Source organism: Lactiplantibacillus modestisalitolerans, from assembly GCF_005405425.1.
Lineage (GTDB): Bacteria > Bacillota > Bacilli > Lactobacillales > Lactobacillaceae > Lactiplantibacillus > Lactiplantibacillus modestisalitolerans.
This window is the reverse complement of record NZ_BJEA01000002.1, coordinates 37,606-53,006: the sequence shown is the minus strand read 5'-3', so window position 1 is coordinate 53,006 and position 15,401 is coordinate 37,606. Positions and strand designations below refer to the sequence as shown.

14 protein-coding genes, 1 pseudogene and 1 riboswitch are annotated in these 15,401 nt (G+C 50.1%); of the genes and pseudogenes, 2 read left to right on the top strand and 13 right to left on the bottom strand.

The window, feature by feature from the left end; translation table 11 throughout:
- Both FFM79_RS01660 and ytpR read right to left on the bottom strand, forming a co-directional pair.
- Positions 1-703: pseudogene (locus FFM79_RS01660) on the bottom strand (DNA translocase FtsK); the annotation flags it as partial.
- A 27-nt stretch (positions 704-730) separates the two neighbouring features.
- Complete coding sequence (gene ytpR, locus FFM79_RS01655; RefSeq protein ID WP_137641731.1) at positions 731-1,372, bottom strand: YtpR family tRNA-binding protein; 642 nt, start codon at positions 1,370-1,372, stop codon at positions 731-733.
- 167 nt (positions 1,373-1,539) lie between these two features.
- Between ytpR and FFM79_RS01650 the strand changes: the two genes are divergently transcribed.
- The gene (locus tag FFM79_RS01650) at positions 1,540-1,863 is read left to right on the top strand and encodes a PepSY domain-containing protein (RefSeq protein WP_137641730.1); all 324 of its coding nucleotides are present in this window, start codon (positions 1,540-1,542) and stop codon (positions 1,861-1,863) included.
- A gap of 46 nt (positions 1,864-1,909) precedes the next feature.
- Here FFM79_RS01650 and FFM79_RS01645 read toward each other — a convergent pair whose 3' ends face one another.
- Together FFM79_RS01645 and FFM79_RS01640 are read right to left on the bottom strand one after the other, a co-directional pair.
- Entirely contained in the window at positions 1,910-3,448 is a 1,539-nt protein-coding gene (locus tag FFM79_RS01645; protein ID WP_137641729.1) for a PH domain-containing protein, read from the bottom strand.
- The gene (locus FFM79_RS01640; protein ID WP_137641728.1) at positions 3,438-3,902 is read right to left on the bottom strand and encodes a PH domain-containing protein; all 465 of its coding nucleotides are present in this window, start codon (positions 3,900-3,902) and stop codon (positions 3,438-3,440) included. Before FFM79_RS01640 ends, FFM79_RS01645 begins: the two co-directional genes overlap by 11 nt.
- 157 nt (positions 3,903-4,059) lie before the next feature.
- Positions 4,060-4,158, top strand: a riboswitch (purine riboswitch).
- A gap of 66 nt (positions 4,159-4,224) precedes the next feature.
- Between FFM79_RS01640 and ade the strand changes: the two genes are divergently transcribed.
- Positions 4,225-5,919: an adenine deaminase gene (gene ade / locus FFM79_RS01635; protein ID WP_137641734.1), complete on the top strand. Its 1,695-nt coding sequence runs from the start codon at positions 4,225-4,227 to the stop codon at positions 5,917-5,919.
- 268 nt (positions 5,920-6,187) lie between these two features.
- Here ade and FFM79_RS01630 read toward each other — a convergent pair whose 3' ends face one another.
- The 9 genes from FFM79_RS01630 to FFM79_RS01590 all read right to left on the bottom strand — a co-directional run bounded on the left by FFM79_RS01630 (position 6,188) and on the right by FFM79_RS01590 (position 15,389).
- Positions 6,188-6,442, bottom strand: coding sequence for a hypothetical protein (locus FFM79_RS01630; protein WP_137641727.1), 255 nt, complete (start codon positions 6,440-6,442; stop codon positions 6,188-6,190).
- A 91-nt stretch (positions 6,443-6,533) separates the two neighbouring features.
- A complete protein-coding gene (locus tag FFM79_RS01625; protein WP_137641726.1) occupies positions 6,534-7,505 on the bottom strand; it encodes a hypothetical protein in 972 nt (323 codons plus the stop codon).
- A 50-nt stretch (positions 7,506-7,555) separates the two neighbouring features.
- Positions 7,556-8,425 carry a hypothetical protein gene (locus FFM79_RS01620; RefSeq protein ID WP_137641725.1) on the bottom strand — a complete coding sequence of 290 codons (870 nt, stop codon included), beginning with the start codon at positions 8,423-8,425 and terminating at the stop codon, positions 7,556-7,558.
- Between the two features lie 487 nt (positions 8,426-8,912).
- The gene (locus FFM79_RS01615; protein ID WP_137641724.1) at positions 8,913-9,887 is read right to left on the bottom strand and encodes a LacI family DNA-binding transcriptional regulator; all 975 of its coding nucleotides are present in this window, start codon (positions 9,885-9,887) and stop codon (positions 8,913-8,915) included.
- 60 nt (positions 9,888-9,947) lie between these two features.
- Positions 9,948-10,820 carry a fructokinase ScrK gene (gene scrK / locus FFM79_RS01610; protein WP_137641723.1) on the bottom strand — a complete coding sequence of 291 codons (873 nt, stop codon included), beginning with the start codon at positions 10,818-10,820 and terminating at the stop codon, positions 9,948-9,950.
- 12 nt (positions 10,821-10,832) lie between these two features.
- The gene (locus FFM79_RS01605; RefSeq protein WP_137641722.1) at positions 10,833-12,263 is read right to left on the bottom strand and encodes a glycoside hydrolase family 32 protein; all 1,431 of its coding nucleotides are present in this window, start codon (positions 12,261-12,263) and stop codon (positions 10,833-10,835) included.
- Between the two features lie 18 nt (positions 12,264-12,281).
- Positions 12,282-13,571, bottom strand: coding sequence for an MFS transporter (locus tag FFM79_RS01600; RefSeq protein WP_137641733.1), 1,290 nt, complete (start codon positions 13,569-13,571; stop codon positions 12,282-12,284).
- Positions 13,572-13,877: 306 nt separating this feature from the next.
- Entirely contained in the window at positions 13,878-14,525 is a 648-nt protein-coding gene (trmB, locus tag FFM79_RS01595) for a tRNA (guanosine(46)-N7)-methyltransferase TrmB (RefSeq protein ID WP_137641721.1), read from the bottom strand.
- A gap of 78 nt (positions 14,526-14,603) precedes the next feature.
- Positions 14,604-15,389 (bottom strand): phosphotransferase family protein, encoded by a 786-nt coding sequence (locus FFM79_RS01590; protein ID WP_137641720.1) that lies wholly within the window; start codon positions 15,387-15,389, stop codon positions 14,604-14,606.
- Positions 15,390-15,401 lie beyond the last annotated feature (12 nt).

The window sequence follows — 15,401 nt, the reverse complement described above, 5'->3', positions numbered from 1 at the left end:
CGGTTGCTGACTCGGCGGTTGCTGACTCGGCGGTTGCTGACTCGGCGGTTGCTGACTCGGCTGAATCCGCAGACCGCGCCGCCGAAGCGGCTAACGGCGTTGCGGATTCAGCACTACTGGTCGCGCTAACCGGCGCTAGATTAGTCGGTTCAAAGACTTCGGTCGGCGCGTTTGGCATCGCCGCCCGTACAACTGGCGCAACCGGTTGGACCGGCTCAAAAACTTCCACCGGCGCCACGGCCGATTGCGGTTGCGTGGGTTTAAACACGACGGTTGGGCCGGCGTCCGACTGGGGTGCCGCCTGACTTGCTGGTAGCGGCTGCTGGAGGTCAACGACGGTCGGGTCATCCGCCGTAGCGTCCGTAAACAGCAGAAAAGAATCGAGCTGTTTATGTAAACTAGCCTCGATTTCTAAATAGTTCCGGTCATCCGTTGAGCGAATGATCCCGCCATCGTTCAGCGCACTCTTCAGCTGTTCGGGCACGTGCGACGGGCGAAACGACCCGTGGGTGCCACCACTAAACGCCGCCTGGCTGGTCGCTTCGACCTGCCGCGGCCGCATCGGCGCTGCCGATTGGGCCCGTGTTGGCCGCGCTGGCTGCGCTGCTGAAGTTGGTGATTGACTGGCCGCGGCCGAACGATTCACTTGTGAATTTGGATTGCGATACTTCCGGAAAAACGCCGGACCATCATAATGGTTCATTTTCAATCATCCTAATTTATTGTCATCTTAATCGGTAAATAACGTTTGGGCGCGGTCAAAATCAAAGGCCGCCCCGACTGGCTGGTAATCAGCTGGTAAAATCAAAGCGCCGGGCCGTTGAGGAGCGTTTGGTAATTGCAATTCACGCCCAGACACGATCATCCCGTCACTTTCAACTCCCCGGAGTTCACCCGGCCAAATAATTAGTCCGTTCGGCATCATCGCGCCCACTTTAGCAACGACCACTAAAATGTCGGCTTGCATGTTGGGTGAGCCGCTCACGATTTGAAGCGGTTGGTCCGCCCCCACCTGCGTCTTGGTCACTTGTAAATGATCAGATTTCGGGTGGGCTTCGGCTGATTCAACGTAGCCGACCACGAACTTCGGGTCGGTATCTTGTTCTAATTCTGGTTCAAAATCATTAGCTTTTAATAATTGATTTAATTGCGCGACTTGTTCAGCCGTTAACTGAACTTGGCCGTTGGCGTCTAACGTCCCTAATGTCACTGAAACATTAAAGAAATTATAGCCGAGGGTTTGATCCGTTTTAACGTCGCTGATCCGAGTTACGTTAGCGTGTGATTCGACTTTTTGTTCGTCCGTATCCGGACGTAAAATTGCGATTAACGTGTCACCTAATTCGGTTGGATTATAACTTGTGATTAACATTAGAAACCCCTTTATTCTCTTTTTACGCGTTCAGTTACATATTATAGCGTATTTCAATGAAACTTACTGATTAATTATGACTTTTCTTTGTATTATCGTCAATCATTGGTATACTAAATTTAATGAAATAGTCCGTTTAGTTTGGTCGAAAGGAGTCCGAGATGATCATGAACAAACAATTACAATACGGCGGCTTATTAGCAGTTGGCATGGCTGGCATTGCCGGGGGCTTCTCCATTGGTGGCCTACTCAAACGACTACGCCGCCCCACCCCAAATCAGATTTTAAATCAAGTTAAGCGCGCCTTCTTAAAGGAAGCCCCAATTGAAGGTTCGTGGATTGAAATGAAAAAAGCACCGTTACAAAAATTTGCGCTCCGGACGGACGTCTACTACGGCGGGATTACCCGCTACGAAGACGGGCAACTCGTTCAGTACGAGTTCTTAGCTGACGCAAATACCGGGACGATTCTTGATATTTATCGTCTCTAATCAAAAGAAAACGTGAAGCTGACATTGGCTTCACGTCTTTTTTTGATTATTCGGCCGCATCCGCCGGTAAATACCACGCTTGAATGGTCCGAATCGTTGCCAAATCAAGGTAACGGACCGTCACCGTTTTCCGATCATCACCCGTCCGTAAGTCAATGATGAGGTGCGCGCTTTGGCGCCGTTTTAACCAGTAGGTTTGACTCGTTTCCAAGGATTGAATTTTTGAACGCGGAACGATTACAAGCTCACGGGTAAACCAGGAAGCCGTTTCCACGGCGAGACAATGCTGGTCCCGCAGGAGGGCCGCCCCACTGTGACGACTCGCGTAGCGTCCTTGAAGCCAAGCCCAAAGCAAGACAACGACGCTCACAGCAGCGAACAACGGCCACGCTTTGGTTGGTAACCAAATGAACAGCGGTACCGCCAATATTCCGAGCCCGAACGCCCCCACTAATAAACTATTGCGAACGAAGTACCAGCGCAACCGCGGGGGCACCATCGTCAGGTGCGGTGCTTGCGAAGGTAACCACGGGATAAAGGGCGCCGTAACCGCGAACGCCCGGGCAGTTTTAAGCACCGGAACTAGCAGTAATTGGTGATTAACGTTGGCCTGCCCAGCCTGACTAGCTGCAAGCGCCTGCACCGTGCTCAGCTTCAACCACTGCCGAATGACGTTTTGCTTAAAGACCACCGCCTGCAGTCGCTTCAACGGTGCGGTTACTTCGTTACGTTGAAAATAGCCGTGCGTCATGGTCAACGTTTGCCCACGCTTAGTTAACGTAAAGTGGTAATATTTTTGCACAATGTTTAAATAGGAAACTAAAAAACTCAGTACGATAATGAGTCCCGCAATGGCAATTAAAACTAACCCGGCGATCGCACTAATGCGCGCCCCAATGTCAGCTAACATTGCCTCTGGCATTAACTGTTGCGCCTTGTCGTAAAGCCACCAGAGCGCCACCACGATGGGGACGATTCCTAAGGAGCTGAGCGCGTACACGTTGAGGTCGTGCCAGTTTAGTTGGTACTGCCGTTCAACGTCGGCCAGATCAGTAGGCGTCGTTACCGCCGTTGCCCTAGTCGTTGCCGGTTGGGCTTGGCTGGTCACCCCGTCCACGCTCGCGCTAACTGCCGGTTGCGGCTGAGCTGTGCGCGCCGCCGTGCGGTAGTGCTCGATCAACTGTCCAACCCGGACTGGCACGGCCGGCAAGTGACCCTCGGCGTCGCTTTTGCCCGCGGTTTCTAACGTTAATTGTTCCAAATGGAATGGTTTTAAAAAGAACCACTGTTGGTGTTGAACCGTCTGCAACCGCTCGTACGGAATTTCCGTGACTTTGCGGACAAACAAGCCCTCCCGGATGGTCACGCCATTTTCGTCCACGCTATACGTAAAACAGCTATACGTTACGATTGGCGCCACGAGCATAATGGCAATGATTATCCCAATAATAAGCTTAGCCACCAGGTCACTGACGTTAATGCGGGCCATCAGCCACACGGCGCCTAAAATGAGCCAAAATAGCCACTGAAGCGTTGCGTACCAAAAGGTTCCCAACGCGACCCACGATAAGTGTTTATTGTGCATCGCGGGCCTCCTTTGCAAGCGCAATAATTTGGTGCCGTAAGCGGTCAGCAACCGCCGGCGTAACCCCCTCAATGTCGTAGCTAGAAGCCGCCGTCTCAACCGCGACCGCCTTTAACGCTTTAAGCTGCAGTAACGGTCCGGCTGACAAAGTCACGTTCTGAATGCGGCTAATTGGAATCGCGATTTCACGTTGAAAAATGACCCCCCGCTTAATGTAGACCGCGTCGGTTGTAATTTGGTAACGCCAAAACCGGTAGCGGTACGGGATTAATCCCAACTCGACAACCACGTCCAAAATGGTCAACCCTAATCCGGCCCAAACGAGCCACGGCCACCAGTTAAACCACTGGTGGGCAAGCCACAAGCCACCCGTAACACCGATGCCGATCACGCCGCTAATGAGTGCACTAAGTAGCCACACGCGCTTGATTGCTGCTGGTAATTGCTCCTCCATAAAATAACTCCCCTTAAATAAGTTAAGTTGAGTGTACCATACGCACTAAGCTCGTCGCCACCGCCGTTTGGGTCCTCAATGGGCTGCCCAGGCAAACTCTTTTTATTCGCCACGCGCCAGCAGTTGCATTTCCTGGTCAATTTTGTTAAGGTTAGCGACAATCAAAAAAATTATTGCCTATATAATGCCATGATAGGGATGGCGAGTTTCTACCCAGCGCCGTAAACGCTGGACTATAAGCGAATTGAGTCAACGGGTCCGTACCGCTCTATTTGCCGTACGGGCCCGTTTGCTTTTTTCCGGTAGGCGGAAAAGAGGACAAATTTTGAAAACTGTTGATATGGTGATTACTGGCGCCCAAGTCTTAAACGTGTTCACCCGAGAATTCGAAGCGACCAGCCTCTGGATCGATGCTGGTCACATCATTAGCAACCTCGCCGACGAGCCGTACCACGCCCGCCAGACGGTCGATGCTCGCGGTCAGTGGATCGTACCAGGGATGATCGACGCCCACGTCCACATGGAAAGTTCCATGGTTGCGCCTAGTGAACTAGGTAAGGTTTTGTTAAAACACGGTGTAACCGCAATCGCCACCGACCCGCACGAGCTGGCAAACGTCGCCGGTATTCCCGGCATCGAGTACTTAATTCAAGACGCCCGCCAAACGCCACTAGACGTCTTCTTTATGCTGCCATCGTCGGTCCCCTGCGTCCCCTTTGACGACAACGGCGCCACGCTCCATGCCGCCGACCTACGACCGCTATACGCCGAACCCGAAGTCCGGGGCCTAGCGGAAGTGATGGATTACGGTGCGGTGGCGCGCGGCGATGCCGATACCATGGCAAAAATCGACGATGCGTACGCAAACGGCACCCACGCGGACGGCCACGCCGCCGGTTTAAATCCGCACCAACTCAACGTAATGGTTAACGCGGGGCTGGACACCGATCACGAGTGTTCAACGGTTAAAGAAGCGCTGGACCGCGTTCGGGCCGGCATGCGGGTCTTCTTACGTGAAGGAACCGTTGAGCGGGACGTTTTGACGACCATTCAAGCGGTGACCGCCGCAAACGCGGACCGTTTCGCGTTTTGTACGGATGATAAAACCATCACCGACCTACTTCAGGAAGGCTCAATCGATTACAACGTCAAACTGGCGATTCAAAGCGGTATGCAGCCGGCCCTGGCTTACACTTTAGCTAGCTATAATGCGGCTCAGGCGCACCGCCTAACCGACCGCGGTAGCTTGAGCGCGGGCAAGTTGGCCGACCTCGTCGTTTTAGACGACGTTAAAAACGTCGCCGTGGCGCGCACCATGAAAAACGGCCAATGGATCACGCAGGAACCAATTTCTAAACCGCTCCCCTTTACCGCGACCCGGGTACGTCAACATGCGACCGTTGCTGATTTCAAGCTACCACTAACGACGGAGCGGGCGAACGTGATTGGCGTTCAACCTAACCATATTGAAACTGACCACTTAGTCTTACCGGTAACCCCAACCGCCAACTTCGAAGCTGACATTGATCACGACATTTTAAAAATGGTCGTCGTTGAACGTCACCACAATACCGGGAAAGTTGGCGTCGGCTTGGTTCACGGTTTCCACCTCACCCACGGTGCGGTAGCCGGCACCGTGGCCCACGATGCACATAACATTGTTGCCGTCGGAACGTCGAATGCCGCCATCATGCGGGCCATTCAACAAATTACCGCGACCAACGGCGGCATCGCCATCAGCGACGACCAGCAGATCAGTGCGTCAATGCCGCTTGCGGTTGGCGGGCTTTTATCCGCTGATTCTTACACCGTGGCTAACCAACAGCTAACCGCGTTACGCACCGCCTACCAGCAATTGTGTCGCGACGCCGTTACCTTTGATCCGTTCATCACCCTATCATTCATGACGCTCCCGGTCATTCCAACGATCAAGCTGACGGCGCGCGGCCTGTTCGATTACGACCAGTTTGACTTCATCCCGGTGTGCCAACCAATGCGGCCAACGGTGAAGGGCTAATACTTGCTAAGCACAATTAAACAAAAAACTACCAGTAAGGCCTGCACCCGGAATAATCGGATGCAGGCCTTATTGCTAGTTACAATTAACTTTATGTTGTTCAGTATTATTCAGCTTAAATTATTGCTATTCAGGCAAACCGTACTTCAAGATGCCTACCTAAGGCGAATGCGATTTTAGACATCGTATCAATTCAACGGATTATTTACAGTAAACCAACTAGCCACAATCAATTGTTGTTACTTACAAACGGCAACGGATGAGCCTTTTAGTCATGTTTCGGATGTTGTAGCGCTTGCTTCAATTGACGCTGCTTATATTCCCGATACACCGTGAAAATACGCAACGGATTACGATTATCCGGTTCATCCAATAAATCCAGTGCTAACAAACAGTCCCCCGCACGGTCAAGCCGCTCCCTGAGTTCCTGACCATGGTACGGTTCAAGTCCCATCATAATGTCATCCAGCTCAGCTCGTAACTGGACTCGGCGTTCAATTGAACTAGGTTGCTCATGCGTCATTAGATTCACCCCTTGATTGATAATTTTTCTTTATCAGTCTCAATTATATAATTGTTTTCCACCAAACAACGTGCAAACAACCAAAACTACTCTATTCAATATCATCCGCTTCAATCGTTTCGATTTTAACCTGCCTTACAGCTGATTTGCCACCATGCTCATTTACAAATTTTAAAATTTGTTCCGTCGTTGCGGACGTATCCTGCTCAAAATCATAGAGCCTCCGACCATCATTCACTGGCAAAGTAAAACCGGCTTCACCTTGCTGATCACCGTAAGCCATAACAATCGTTGCCCGACCGTTACCCCCCGCATTAATTTCAACCTGAAAAGTTTGATTACTACCTTGCCGTTCAAAGGCCTGATTATACTCAACCCAGCCACCCCCAGCATTCTTTAGACCATAAAATAACATAGTCTGATAATACAAGTGTGAGTCCTTCCAATCTGCAAGCGTAATCTTATCCGCCTTTGCCGCACCATTGTCGACCGTGACGGTCAGGTTACCAACACCTGACGCTACTTGATTGGGCTGAACATGATAATTGAGGTAAGTCACTATTTTTTTAATGGCGACCGTTGCAACGTTCGTCTTCCCATTAGCCTGATTCTGCACAAAGTAATTCACTTGTTCATTAGTCTCGCCAGTAAATCGATAGCCAATCTCAGAGTCCGCATTTAATGCAATAAGGTACTTGGTTTGACTACCGGTCCCCTTAACTTTTAAGGTTTGGGGTTGATTTAATATCGACTGATGATTCCGCCATACTTGATTAGGCAATTGATTAACACCGTAAAGAACGATACTAGTTGCAGCTAATTTTGGTTTGCTAGTTAAGTCTTCCACCGTGTAATTATTCAGGGCCGTAGATTGACTTGATGAACTTATACTTTCTTTAGAACGCTGATGCCTTTTTTGGTGCCTGCTAGTATTGGTACTACTAGTATTAGTCTCTTCAACGACCGTTTCTTTACTGGCACTTTGCCATAAGAAAACACCCGCTCCCCCTAATAACACGACGATAAGTAGCCCAATAATCAGCCCAAATTTTTTGCGTTTCATCCTTGATTTCCCCTTTTACATTACTACTATGTTTTACTAATTGAACTTAACTAATAACTACCGCTAACATCTACTTGGGCTAAAGCCCGTTGGCCGCCATGATGATTGCAAAAATCAACCATTGCATCAGCTGACGTTCCCGCATTACCAGCACCAACATCGTCTTTATTTTCCATAAAATCTACAACCGTCCCATCGCTTCCTAGATGGCTGAAGAAATAACGGTCTGGAGAACCACTAGCCGGGTTACCAGCACCAAAAATAAGCGCACAACCAGAATTACTACCATCGTCTAAGAAGATTAGCCCCCGTTCTTCCTGGTCTCCGTCCTCATCAAAGTAAATATGTCCGCCCTTTTGCACGTAAGCCTTTAAATTTTCCCAATCCGGGGTGATTCCGTTCATCAGGCCGTAGTAAACTGCCACTTTGGTTAGCGCGTTCTCCGAATTTTCTAAGTAATGCGCCGTAATTTTATTATTACTAGTAACGGGCGTCCCGTTTTGACGTGCCTGCTTTTCCTGAGTGCTTGGCCCATCTTTTGTATGATTGATCTGATCATCTACCGTCACTTGGCTAGCTAATTTATTAATCTCATTGGCCTTACCCTGCCGGTTAACATACGCGACGACCGTCTTTAGATTGGTCGTCTTAAGTACTCGATCATAATCATTGGCCTGATAAAAGTTGACGGTTTTGTCATTTTCGAGGGTATAACACGGATATGAAAAAAGTCCGGGGGCGTTAGTGCCATCCGACGTGGGTTGCAAATAATAGGCGACCCCCGTACCCGGCTTAACCATGTCCGCCACATTCTCAGTAGAAACATCAACCGTTAAACCAGCTTTCGTATCTAAAGAGTCATACATTGTAACGAAGGAGTCGTCAAAATGTCGACTACCATAAAAGGCAATTGCTGCCACCGTAGTTTTCGGTCCTAATTTAGTAGCCCTCAGATTATTGGCTGTTTTTTTAACTCGCGTTGGTTTAGTTACGTGTGACTTTTGGTTAGCCGTTGACTTTGACTTACTATTTTTAATTTTGGAGGTTGAAACCACTTGATTAGTTGCTTTTTTCTCGTGTGGTCGCTGTAACCACCAGAAAGTTCCCCCTAAAATAATAATAACGACAGCCATACTAGCAATCAGCCTGCGTTTCATGCCACTTTTCATATTGCTTGCCCCCTATTTTATTCTGTTAATACTGCCCATTTTGCTTCCTGCGACGCGCCCTTACCCGCGTTTCACAAACGGCACCTCCAAAATGTCCGTCAAATGAATCAATGATTAGTTTAAATATATACCTAAATTATAAGTAAGTTAACTAATCGTCGAAAGCGCTTGCACTTAACCTACTCAAAAACGCACAGCGGCATTAGCTCACACTGTGCGTTTAGTTTGCAATTTAATTTTAAGCCGTCGTTCCCACCGATAACTGCACTGGCAAAATGTATTCGGCCTTGGTCGGTTGTCCCGCAATCCGCTCCTGGAGCACCTTGACCGCGGTTGCCGCAATTTGATCCACCGGTTGAATCACGGTCGTCAATTGTGGCACGAGCTCGCGCACCAACTTGGTGCCATCATAACCAATCAGCAAGAGGTCCTCCGGGATGCGCAAACCGCGCTCCGCCGCCAGTTGCATGAGTAGCGCCGCATCCGTATCGTTAGAGGCAAAAATCCCCTCCACGTCCGGGTGCGCGGCTAAAATCTGCGCTAACTTTTGCTTTTTGACGGTTTCCGCAATGTTAAAGTCCACTTCATAGGTCAACGGCGTTAAGTGATGCGCGTTCATCACGTCTTCATAGGCTTCACGCCGCCGGGCTGCCGTGATTGGCAAGCTTTGCGGTCCGTTGATATGAATGATTTTTTGCGCGCCCCGTTCAATCAAGCGCTCGGTTGCGAGCCGACCGCCCGCGTAGTTGTCCGAGGCCACGGTCGGAATATCGCCGTTAACGATCCGATCAATCGAGACGATTGGCAAATTTAAATTTTGATACTCCTGGATTCCCTGGTTATGGGTCCCAACAATCAGCCCATCTACCTGCTTATTCAGCAGTTGTTCCAAGTAATCGGCTTCCTTACTCGGGTCGTTCATCGAATTCCCAATCAAGACTTTATAACCCAATTGATACAAGCGCCGTTCCAATTCGAGGGTGACCTCCCCGAAAAACGGGTTCGCGACCGTCGGCAACAGGATGCCAATCAAATTCGTCTGATTTTTATAGAGCTGTTGCGCGATTACGTTCGGCCGGTAGTTTAACTCCCGCATTGCCGCGTGCACCCGGTCAATTGTCTTTTGGCTCAGGTACCCCCGGTGATTCAGCACCCGCGAGACCGTCGTCTTCGAAACGTTCGCCAATTTTGCCACGTCTTCCAGTTTAGCCATGTTTCCACCCCTCAGTATAAGTTTCATTATACTATACTGACGGGCAAAACTCCGGGGAGATTATCCACGGAGCGCGTGACGCGCTAACGCAAAGTTTCCCAGCGTGGCCGACCCATTATCCGCCACCAGTGGCATGCATAAATAACTTTCAAGCGGCGGTACCGCCACGTAATCGTTTAACAGTTGTTTAAATTCCCGGCGAACCTTCACCAAAAACGCTTCGCTTACCACGCCCCCACCGAAGACGATTTTATCCGGCCGCAACGTCAAGGTTGTTTGAATCGCTGCCTGCGCCACGTAGTTTGCCATAATATCCCAAACGGGATCACTCAAAGGAACGTCCTTACCAGCGCGCCCCGTTCGGGCCTCAAAGGTCGGCCCCGCAACCAGCCCTTCCAGGCAATCGCCGTGAAACGGACAAATGCCCGCAAAGTCTTGGTCCGCTGGGTGGCGCTTCACAAAAACGTGCCCCATTTCCGGGTGCCCCAAACTACCAACTAATTGGCCGTTGATGACCGCACCGGCCCCAACACCGGTCCCAATCGTATAGTACACGAGCGACTGGACGTCCGCGTTACTCAACCGGGCCATGACCAGTTCACCGTATGCTGACCCGTTCACGTCGGTCGTCCAGCTGACCGGTACCTGCAGGGCGCGTTTCAACGGGCCGACGAAGTCGGTATTTTTCCAGTGGGGTTTGGGCGTGTTCGTCACGTAACCATAATGCGGATCAGTTTGCCGAATTTCAATCGGGCCAAACGAGGCAATTCCCAAAGCGTCTAACGAGAACTGCTCAAAATAAGCGCGCGTCCGTCGTAAGGTTTCCGCCGGCGTCGTGGTGGGAAAAACCTCCCGCGACTGGACCCGGTAATCTTCATCGCCGACCGCACAGACAAACTTCGTGCCACCCGCTTCAATACTGCCAATTAACATCTGCGTTTCCTCCTAATACGTCACTGCTTGTTGCGTCAAATCAAATAGTTGTACGTGTCCGCTCAGGGCTTGGTCACTTTGTAACTCAAAGTGGGGCTGACTTTGCGGGTAAAACCGTTCCGTAAAGGTGACCGCACCGTCGTTTAGGAACACTTCCAACGAACTCGTATCCAGCCACAGATCAAACGTCAAGGCCGTGGGCTGTCCCGAAACTTGGGCGTAGCGCGCGTCCGACCGGTCACTGCGGCGAAGCGTCAGTTCACCCCGCGCTTGGTCGTAGGTCAACGTCACGTTGACGGCGCCAGCCCGAACGGCCAACGTAACGACTGCGGGCGTAGTTGTTAAGTCCAGTTGCCCCTTAAATTCTGCTTGCCGGTGCGTCGGTTGAAAACGCTGCGGCGTCGCTTCGAGCGTAACGGTCGTATCGGTCAACGTTTGCGTTCGTAACGCCGTTAGCTCACGAGCCGGCTTCATCCGTAACTGCTTGCCAACCCGCGTCAACTCACGCGGGAAGGTCAACGCCCCGGCCCAACCGTCCGCCTGTTCAGGCATCACCGATTCCCACATGGCCATCCAACCAATCACGATGCGGCGGCCATCAGGTGTTAACGTCGTTTGCGAGGCGTAAAAATCATGCCCGTGGTCAAGTTCGCTAAACGCGCCCCGGTCAACCAGTTGGGGTTGCTGATAATCGAGCTCGCCGATAAAGTAACCGGTCTGGTTTAGATTTAAGAACCGCTTCGCTTCCGCTTGAATACCTTGCGGCGAAGTCAGTAACACCGTTTGACCATCTAATTCGAATAGGTCCGGGCACTCCCACATATAACCCTCAGTTTGCAAGTTAGTAGCCTGCGCAATCGGCCCTAAGTACGTCCAGTGCTTCAAATCACTGGACCGATATAAAATGACCCGTCCTAACTGATCTTGACCCTGGCTTCCTAAGATCATGTAATAGGCGTCCCCGTGTTGCCAAACCTTTGGGTCGCGGAAATGCTGCGTATTATCAGCTGGTGCCTGGGCAATCACGGGATTCTGCGCGTACTTCGTAAAGTGGACACCGTCCGTCGAATAAGCCATGTTCTGATTTTGCCAGAAGTGGTCCGGATCATTATCCCCGTAATAGTGGTGCCCCGTGTAAAGTAAGTATAAGCAGTCGTCCTTAACGATCGCGCTACCTGAAAAACAGCCATCTTGATCTTCCGGGTCACCCGGCGTCAAGGCAATTGGGAGGGTTTCCCAATGCACTAAATCGCGACTACGGGCATGGCCCCAGTGCATGGGCCCCCATTCGGCCCCGTATGGGTAATGTTGGTAAAAGACGTGGTAGTAACCCTTAAAATAGCAGAAACCATTCGGATCATTGATCCAGCCGGCCTTCGCCATTAAATGATCACCGAGCCGGTAACGGCTGTTCGTCACTGTAATTGGGGTTTGCGTTTGCATGTTATTTTCCTCCTAAAATTAATTGGTTTCGGCAACTTCCAGCGGTTGGCCGTTCACGTCCTGATCATCCTTCTTCAGGATAAAGAACGCGTAGACGCCAGCCAATAGAACGATTCCCGCGATAACTCGGAACGTGACGCTATAGCCAACGCTATCGCGGAGCATGCCGAGTGGCGTTGATAGGATGACTTGTCCCACCTGCGCGGCAACTTGGAAGCCGACCATGTAAAGCGTCGCGGATAACTTGGTATCAAAATGTAAGGTAAAGTAGCGAAACATCGGTAATGAGAACAGCGGCACTTCCAAAGCGTGCAACATTTTAATTAACGACACTGCAATTGGGTTCGTTGCCAAACCGCAACCACCGATGCGCACAAACATGACGAGCATCCCGAGTAACAGGGTCTTGCGGACCCCAATTTTCTTCATGATAATTGGGACGATTCCCATCATCAGGGCTTCCCCAAAGACTTGGACCGAATTCAAAGTCCCGTACATGTGCTGACCAAGCGCGGGCGTGGCAAACAGGTTCGTGTAAAATTCGGGGAACATTTGCTGATCAAAAACTGTGTAGAACGTCCAAGTAAACATGATGAAGGCAATAATCGCCCAGAGTTGCGGCATCTTCATGACACTCAACATTTCTTTGAGCGAGGGCGCCGACTTCTTAGCTAAGTCGCCAGCCAGCGCGTCCGCCTTCAAGGCCCGTTCCGCCTTGGGCTTCCAGAATAATAAGTTTAATAATAGCAATAAGCCAAATAACGATCCAAACCAGAAATTCAACTTAGGATCAATCACGAATAAGAAACCGGCCAAGAGCGCCACTAAGGCGTACCCAAACGACCCCCAAGCCCGGGCTTGACCGTATTCAAAGCCAAACTGACGACTAAACTTTTCGACCAGGGCTTCAAAAACGGGAGAAGCGGCCAAAAAGCCACACGAGAGAAAGACGGAGCCAACAATGATACCGATTACAAAATGGTGCGTTAATAGTGGTGCGTACACCCAAGTGAAGAACGGGCCAATCAACGTCCCCATCACCGCGCAGGCGATTAGGAGCGTCCGTTTCAAAACCAAGCGGTCTTGGAGGGCCCCGTAAACAAACATCAGAATCAAGGTAACCACCGAGTTGGCCGAATAAATCGTCCCAACCGCACTCCCGGATAAGCCGAGCCCATTTTTAGTCGACGTTAACCAGAGTTGGAAGAAGGACCACCAAACGCCCCACGAAGCAAAGAATAACAGCATTGTTAACGAACTTTGTAAATAAGATGGATTTTTCAACATCCGCAAATGACTATTTTTCATATTTTCCACGCTTTCCGTTGTAATTTGTGTCAACCGGTTGACAGTTCCTGAAAACGTTTACTATGATAAAGCGTTTTCATCGATATGTCAACCGGTTGTCATATATTTTTTTGACCTTGATTTGTCAAATCGCCCTAAAGCACCGTAACACCGATGAGGACTAACAAAAAAGACCTTATCCCAAACAGGATAAAGTCTTAGTGCTATTGGCTCAATTGTCGTTAAACGGCTGTGTGTCGCCACATATTAATAGCCCAAACGTGCACCAAAAGTCAGCTAATCGACTTTTGATACCCGCTCGTAACGCTACTTTGCCGCCGGGAAAGTCGCAATCAATTTATAGATTGGCCCCGCCTGACTAAATTTTTGCTCGTATTCAGTCTCGACGTTTTCTTCCGGCGTGACGACCGCGTGCAAGTCCAACCAGACCTGCTCAAACTGCATGCCGTAGTTATTCATGCTCGTTAACGAAAATTCAAACAAGCCGCGATTATCGGTCTTAAACTCAATCTGACCGTTGGGCTTCAACACTTCTTCGTACCCTTGGAGGAAGCTCTTGTAAGTTAAGCGCCGCTTTTCGTGCCGAGCTTTAGGCCACGGATCAGAAAAGTTCAGGTACAAGCGATCCACTTCGTGGGGTTCAAAAAACGCCGTAACCGCCTGCCCATCGGCGTGCGCAAGTGTCAAATTGGGGAGCGGTTCAGCCACCAATTTCTTCAAGATAATGGCAATCACTGACGTTTGGATCTCGATGGCCACGTAGTTGATTTCAGGGTGGCGCTTGGCCATTTCAATAATGAACTGGCCCTTCCCACTCCCAACTTCGATTTGGAGCGGCTGTGGCTTAGCAAAACGGCTCTGCCACTGACCCTTTAGTTGAGTGGGGTCTTCAGTAATGAGTTCTGGATGGGCGGCAATTAACTTTGGGGCCCACGGTTTGTTTCTAACGCGCATAAAATATAATCTCCTTAACGATTGCTGTAAAATCGCCGCGCAATCCGACTGGACCCGCGGCGACTAGGATATTCACTATTAAACTTCGTACTGCGATAACTTTTGTAAAAAGATAATTTCATGGTTCATTTGGTGATACTGACTCCGATAATAATTATCTTTGATATTTAGTAATAAATTAACCTTGGCATACCAGGCGACCCGTTGCCGTAACGCAGTCGTCATGGTCTCACCATACTGTTTGAACCACTGTTGCCAACCCGCTAGTGGCACGTACTCACAGAGCAACATGCTAATGTCGGAAGCCGGATCAGCAAACCGGGCGGAATCCCAGTCGACCAAGTATAGTTGGTGGTGGTCAGATAGTAACCAATTCTTATGATTTAAATCGCCGTGACAGACCCGGTAATCGGCCGTCGGGAGCGTTGGTAAGTTGCTTTGTAGTTCGGTCAGAATTGCGGCCATCAACGGATGCTGGCGCAAATCAGATGGTAGTTCACTGAGATACTGTTGGATAAAGTCGGTTGGTCGGACGACCTGTCCGCCGACCTTCGTTAACATTCGATGAAGCAACTTGGAATTGTGCACACGTGCCAATAAATGCGCCACTTCAGGCAGCCGCATTTGTTGCTTGGTTAAAGTTTGACCATTCAGCCATTCTTGGGCCGTCAACGTATCTCCACTGGAGATGCGTTTCGTCCAAATCAATCGCGGGGTAATTTCTTCCATCGACAGCGCCGCTAAAAACGGCGAGGCGTTTCGTTTTAAGAATAATCGTTGGTGATTTTTTTTGCCCATGAAAGCCTTGTTCGTATTTCCGTAGATTGGATAAACGTCCCAGCCATCATCAAGTTCGAAATCCATCAGCCCCACTCC

Coding starts and splice junctions, on each gene's coding strand:
- trmB (WP_137641721.1), bottom strand. CDS start 14,525: ATGCGCGTTAGAAACAAACCGTGGGCCCCAAAGTTAATTGCCGCCCAT.
- FFM79_RS01630 (WP_137641727.1), bottom strand. CDS start 6,442: ATGACGCATGAGCAACCTAGTTCAATTGAACGCCGAGTCCAGTTACGA.
- FFM79_RS01645 (WP_137641729.1), bottom strand. CDS start 3,448: ATGCACAATAAACACTTATCGTGGGTCGCGTTGGGAACCTTTTGGTAC.
- ytpR (WP_137641731.1), bottom strand. CDS start 1,372: ATGTTAATCACAAGTTATAATCCAACCGAATTAGGTGACACGTTAATC.
- FFM79_RS01640 (WP_137641728.1), bottom strand. CDS start 3,902: ATGGAGGAGCAATTACCAGCAGCAATCAAGCGCGTGTGGCTACTTAGT.
- FFM79_RS01590 (WP_137641720.1), bottom strand. CDS start 15,389: ATGGATTTCGAACTTGATGATGGCTGGGACGTTTATCCAATCTACGGA.
- FFM79_RS01615 (WP_137641724.1), bottom strand. CDS start 9,887: ATGGCTAAACTGGAAGACGTGGCAAAATTGGCGAACGTTTCGAAGACG.
- FFM79_RS01605 (WP_137641722.1), bottom strand. CDS start 12,263: ATGCAAACGCAAACCCCAATTACAGTGACGAACAGCCGTTACCGGCTC.
- scrK (WP_137641723.1), bottom strand. CDS start 10,820: ATGTTAATTGGCAGTATTGAAGCGGGTGGCACGAAGTTTGTCTGTGCG.
- FFM79_RS01600 (WP_137641733.1), bottom strand. CDS start 13,571: ATGAAAAATAGTCATTTGCGGATGTTGAAAAATCCATCTTATTTACAA.
- FFM79_RS01650 (WP_137641730.1), top strand. CDS start 1,540: ATGAACAAACAATTACAATACGGCGGCTTATTAGCAGTTGGCATGGCT.
- FFM79_RS01625 (WP_137641726.1), bottom strand. CDS start 7,505: ATGAAACGCAAAAAATTTGGGCTGATTATTGGGCTACTTATCGTCGTG.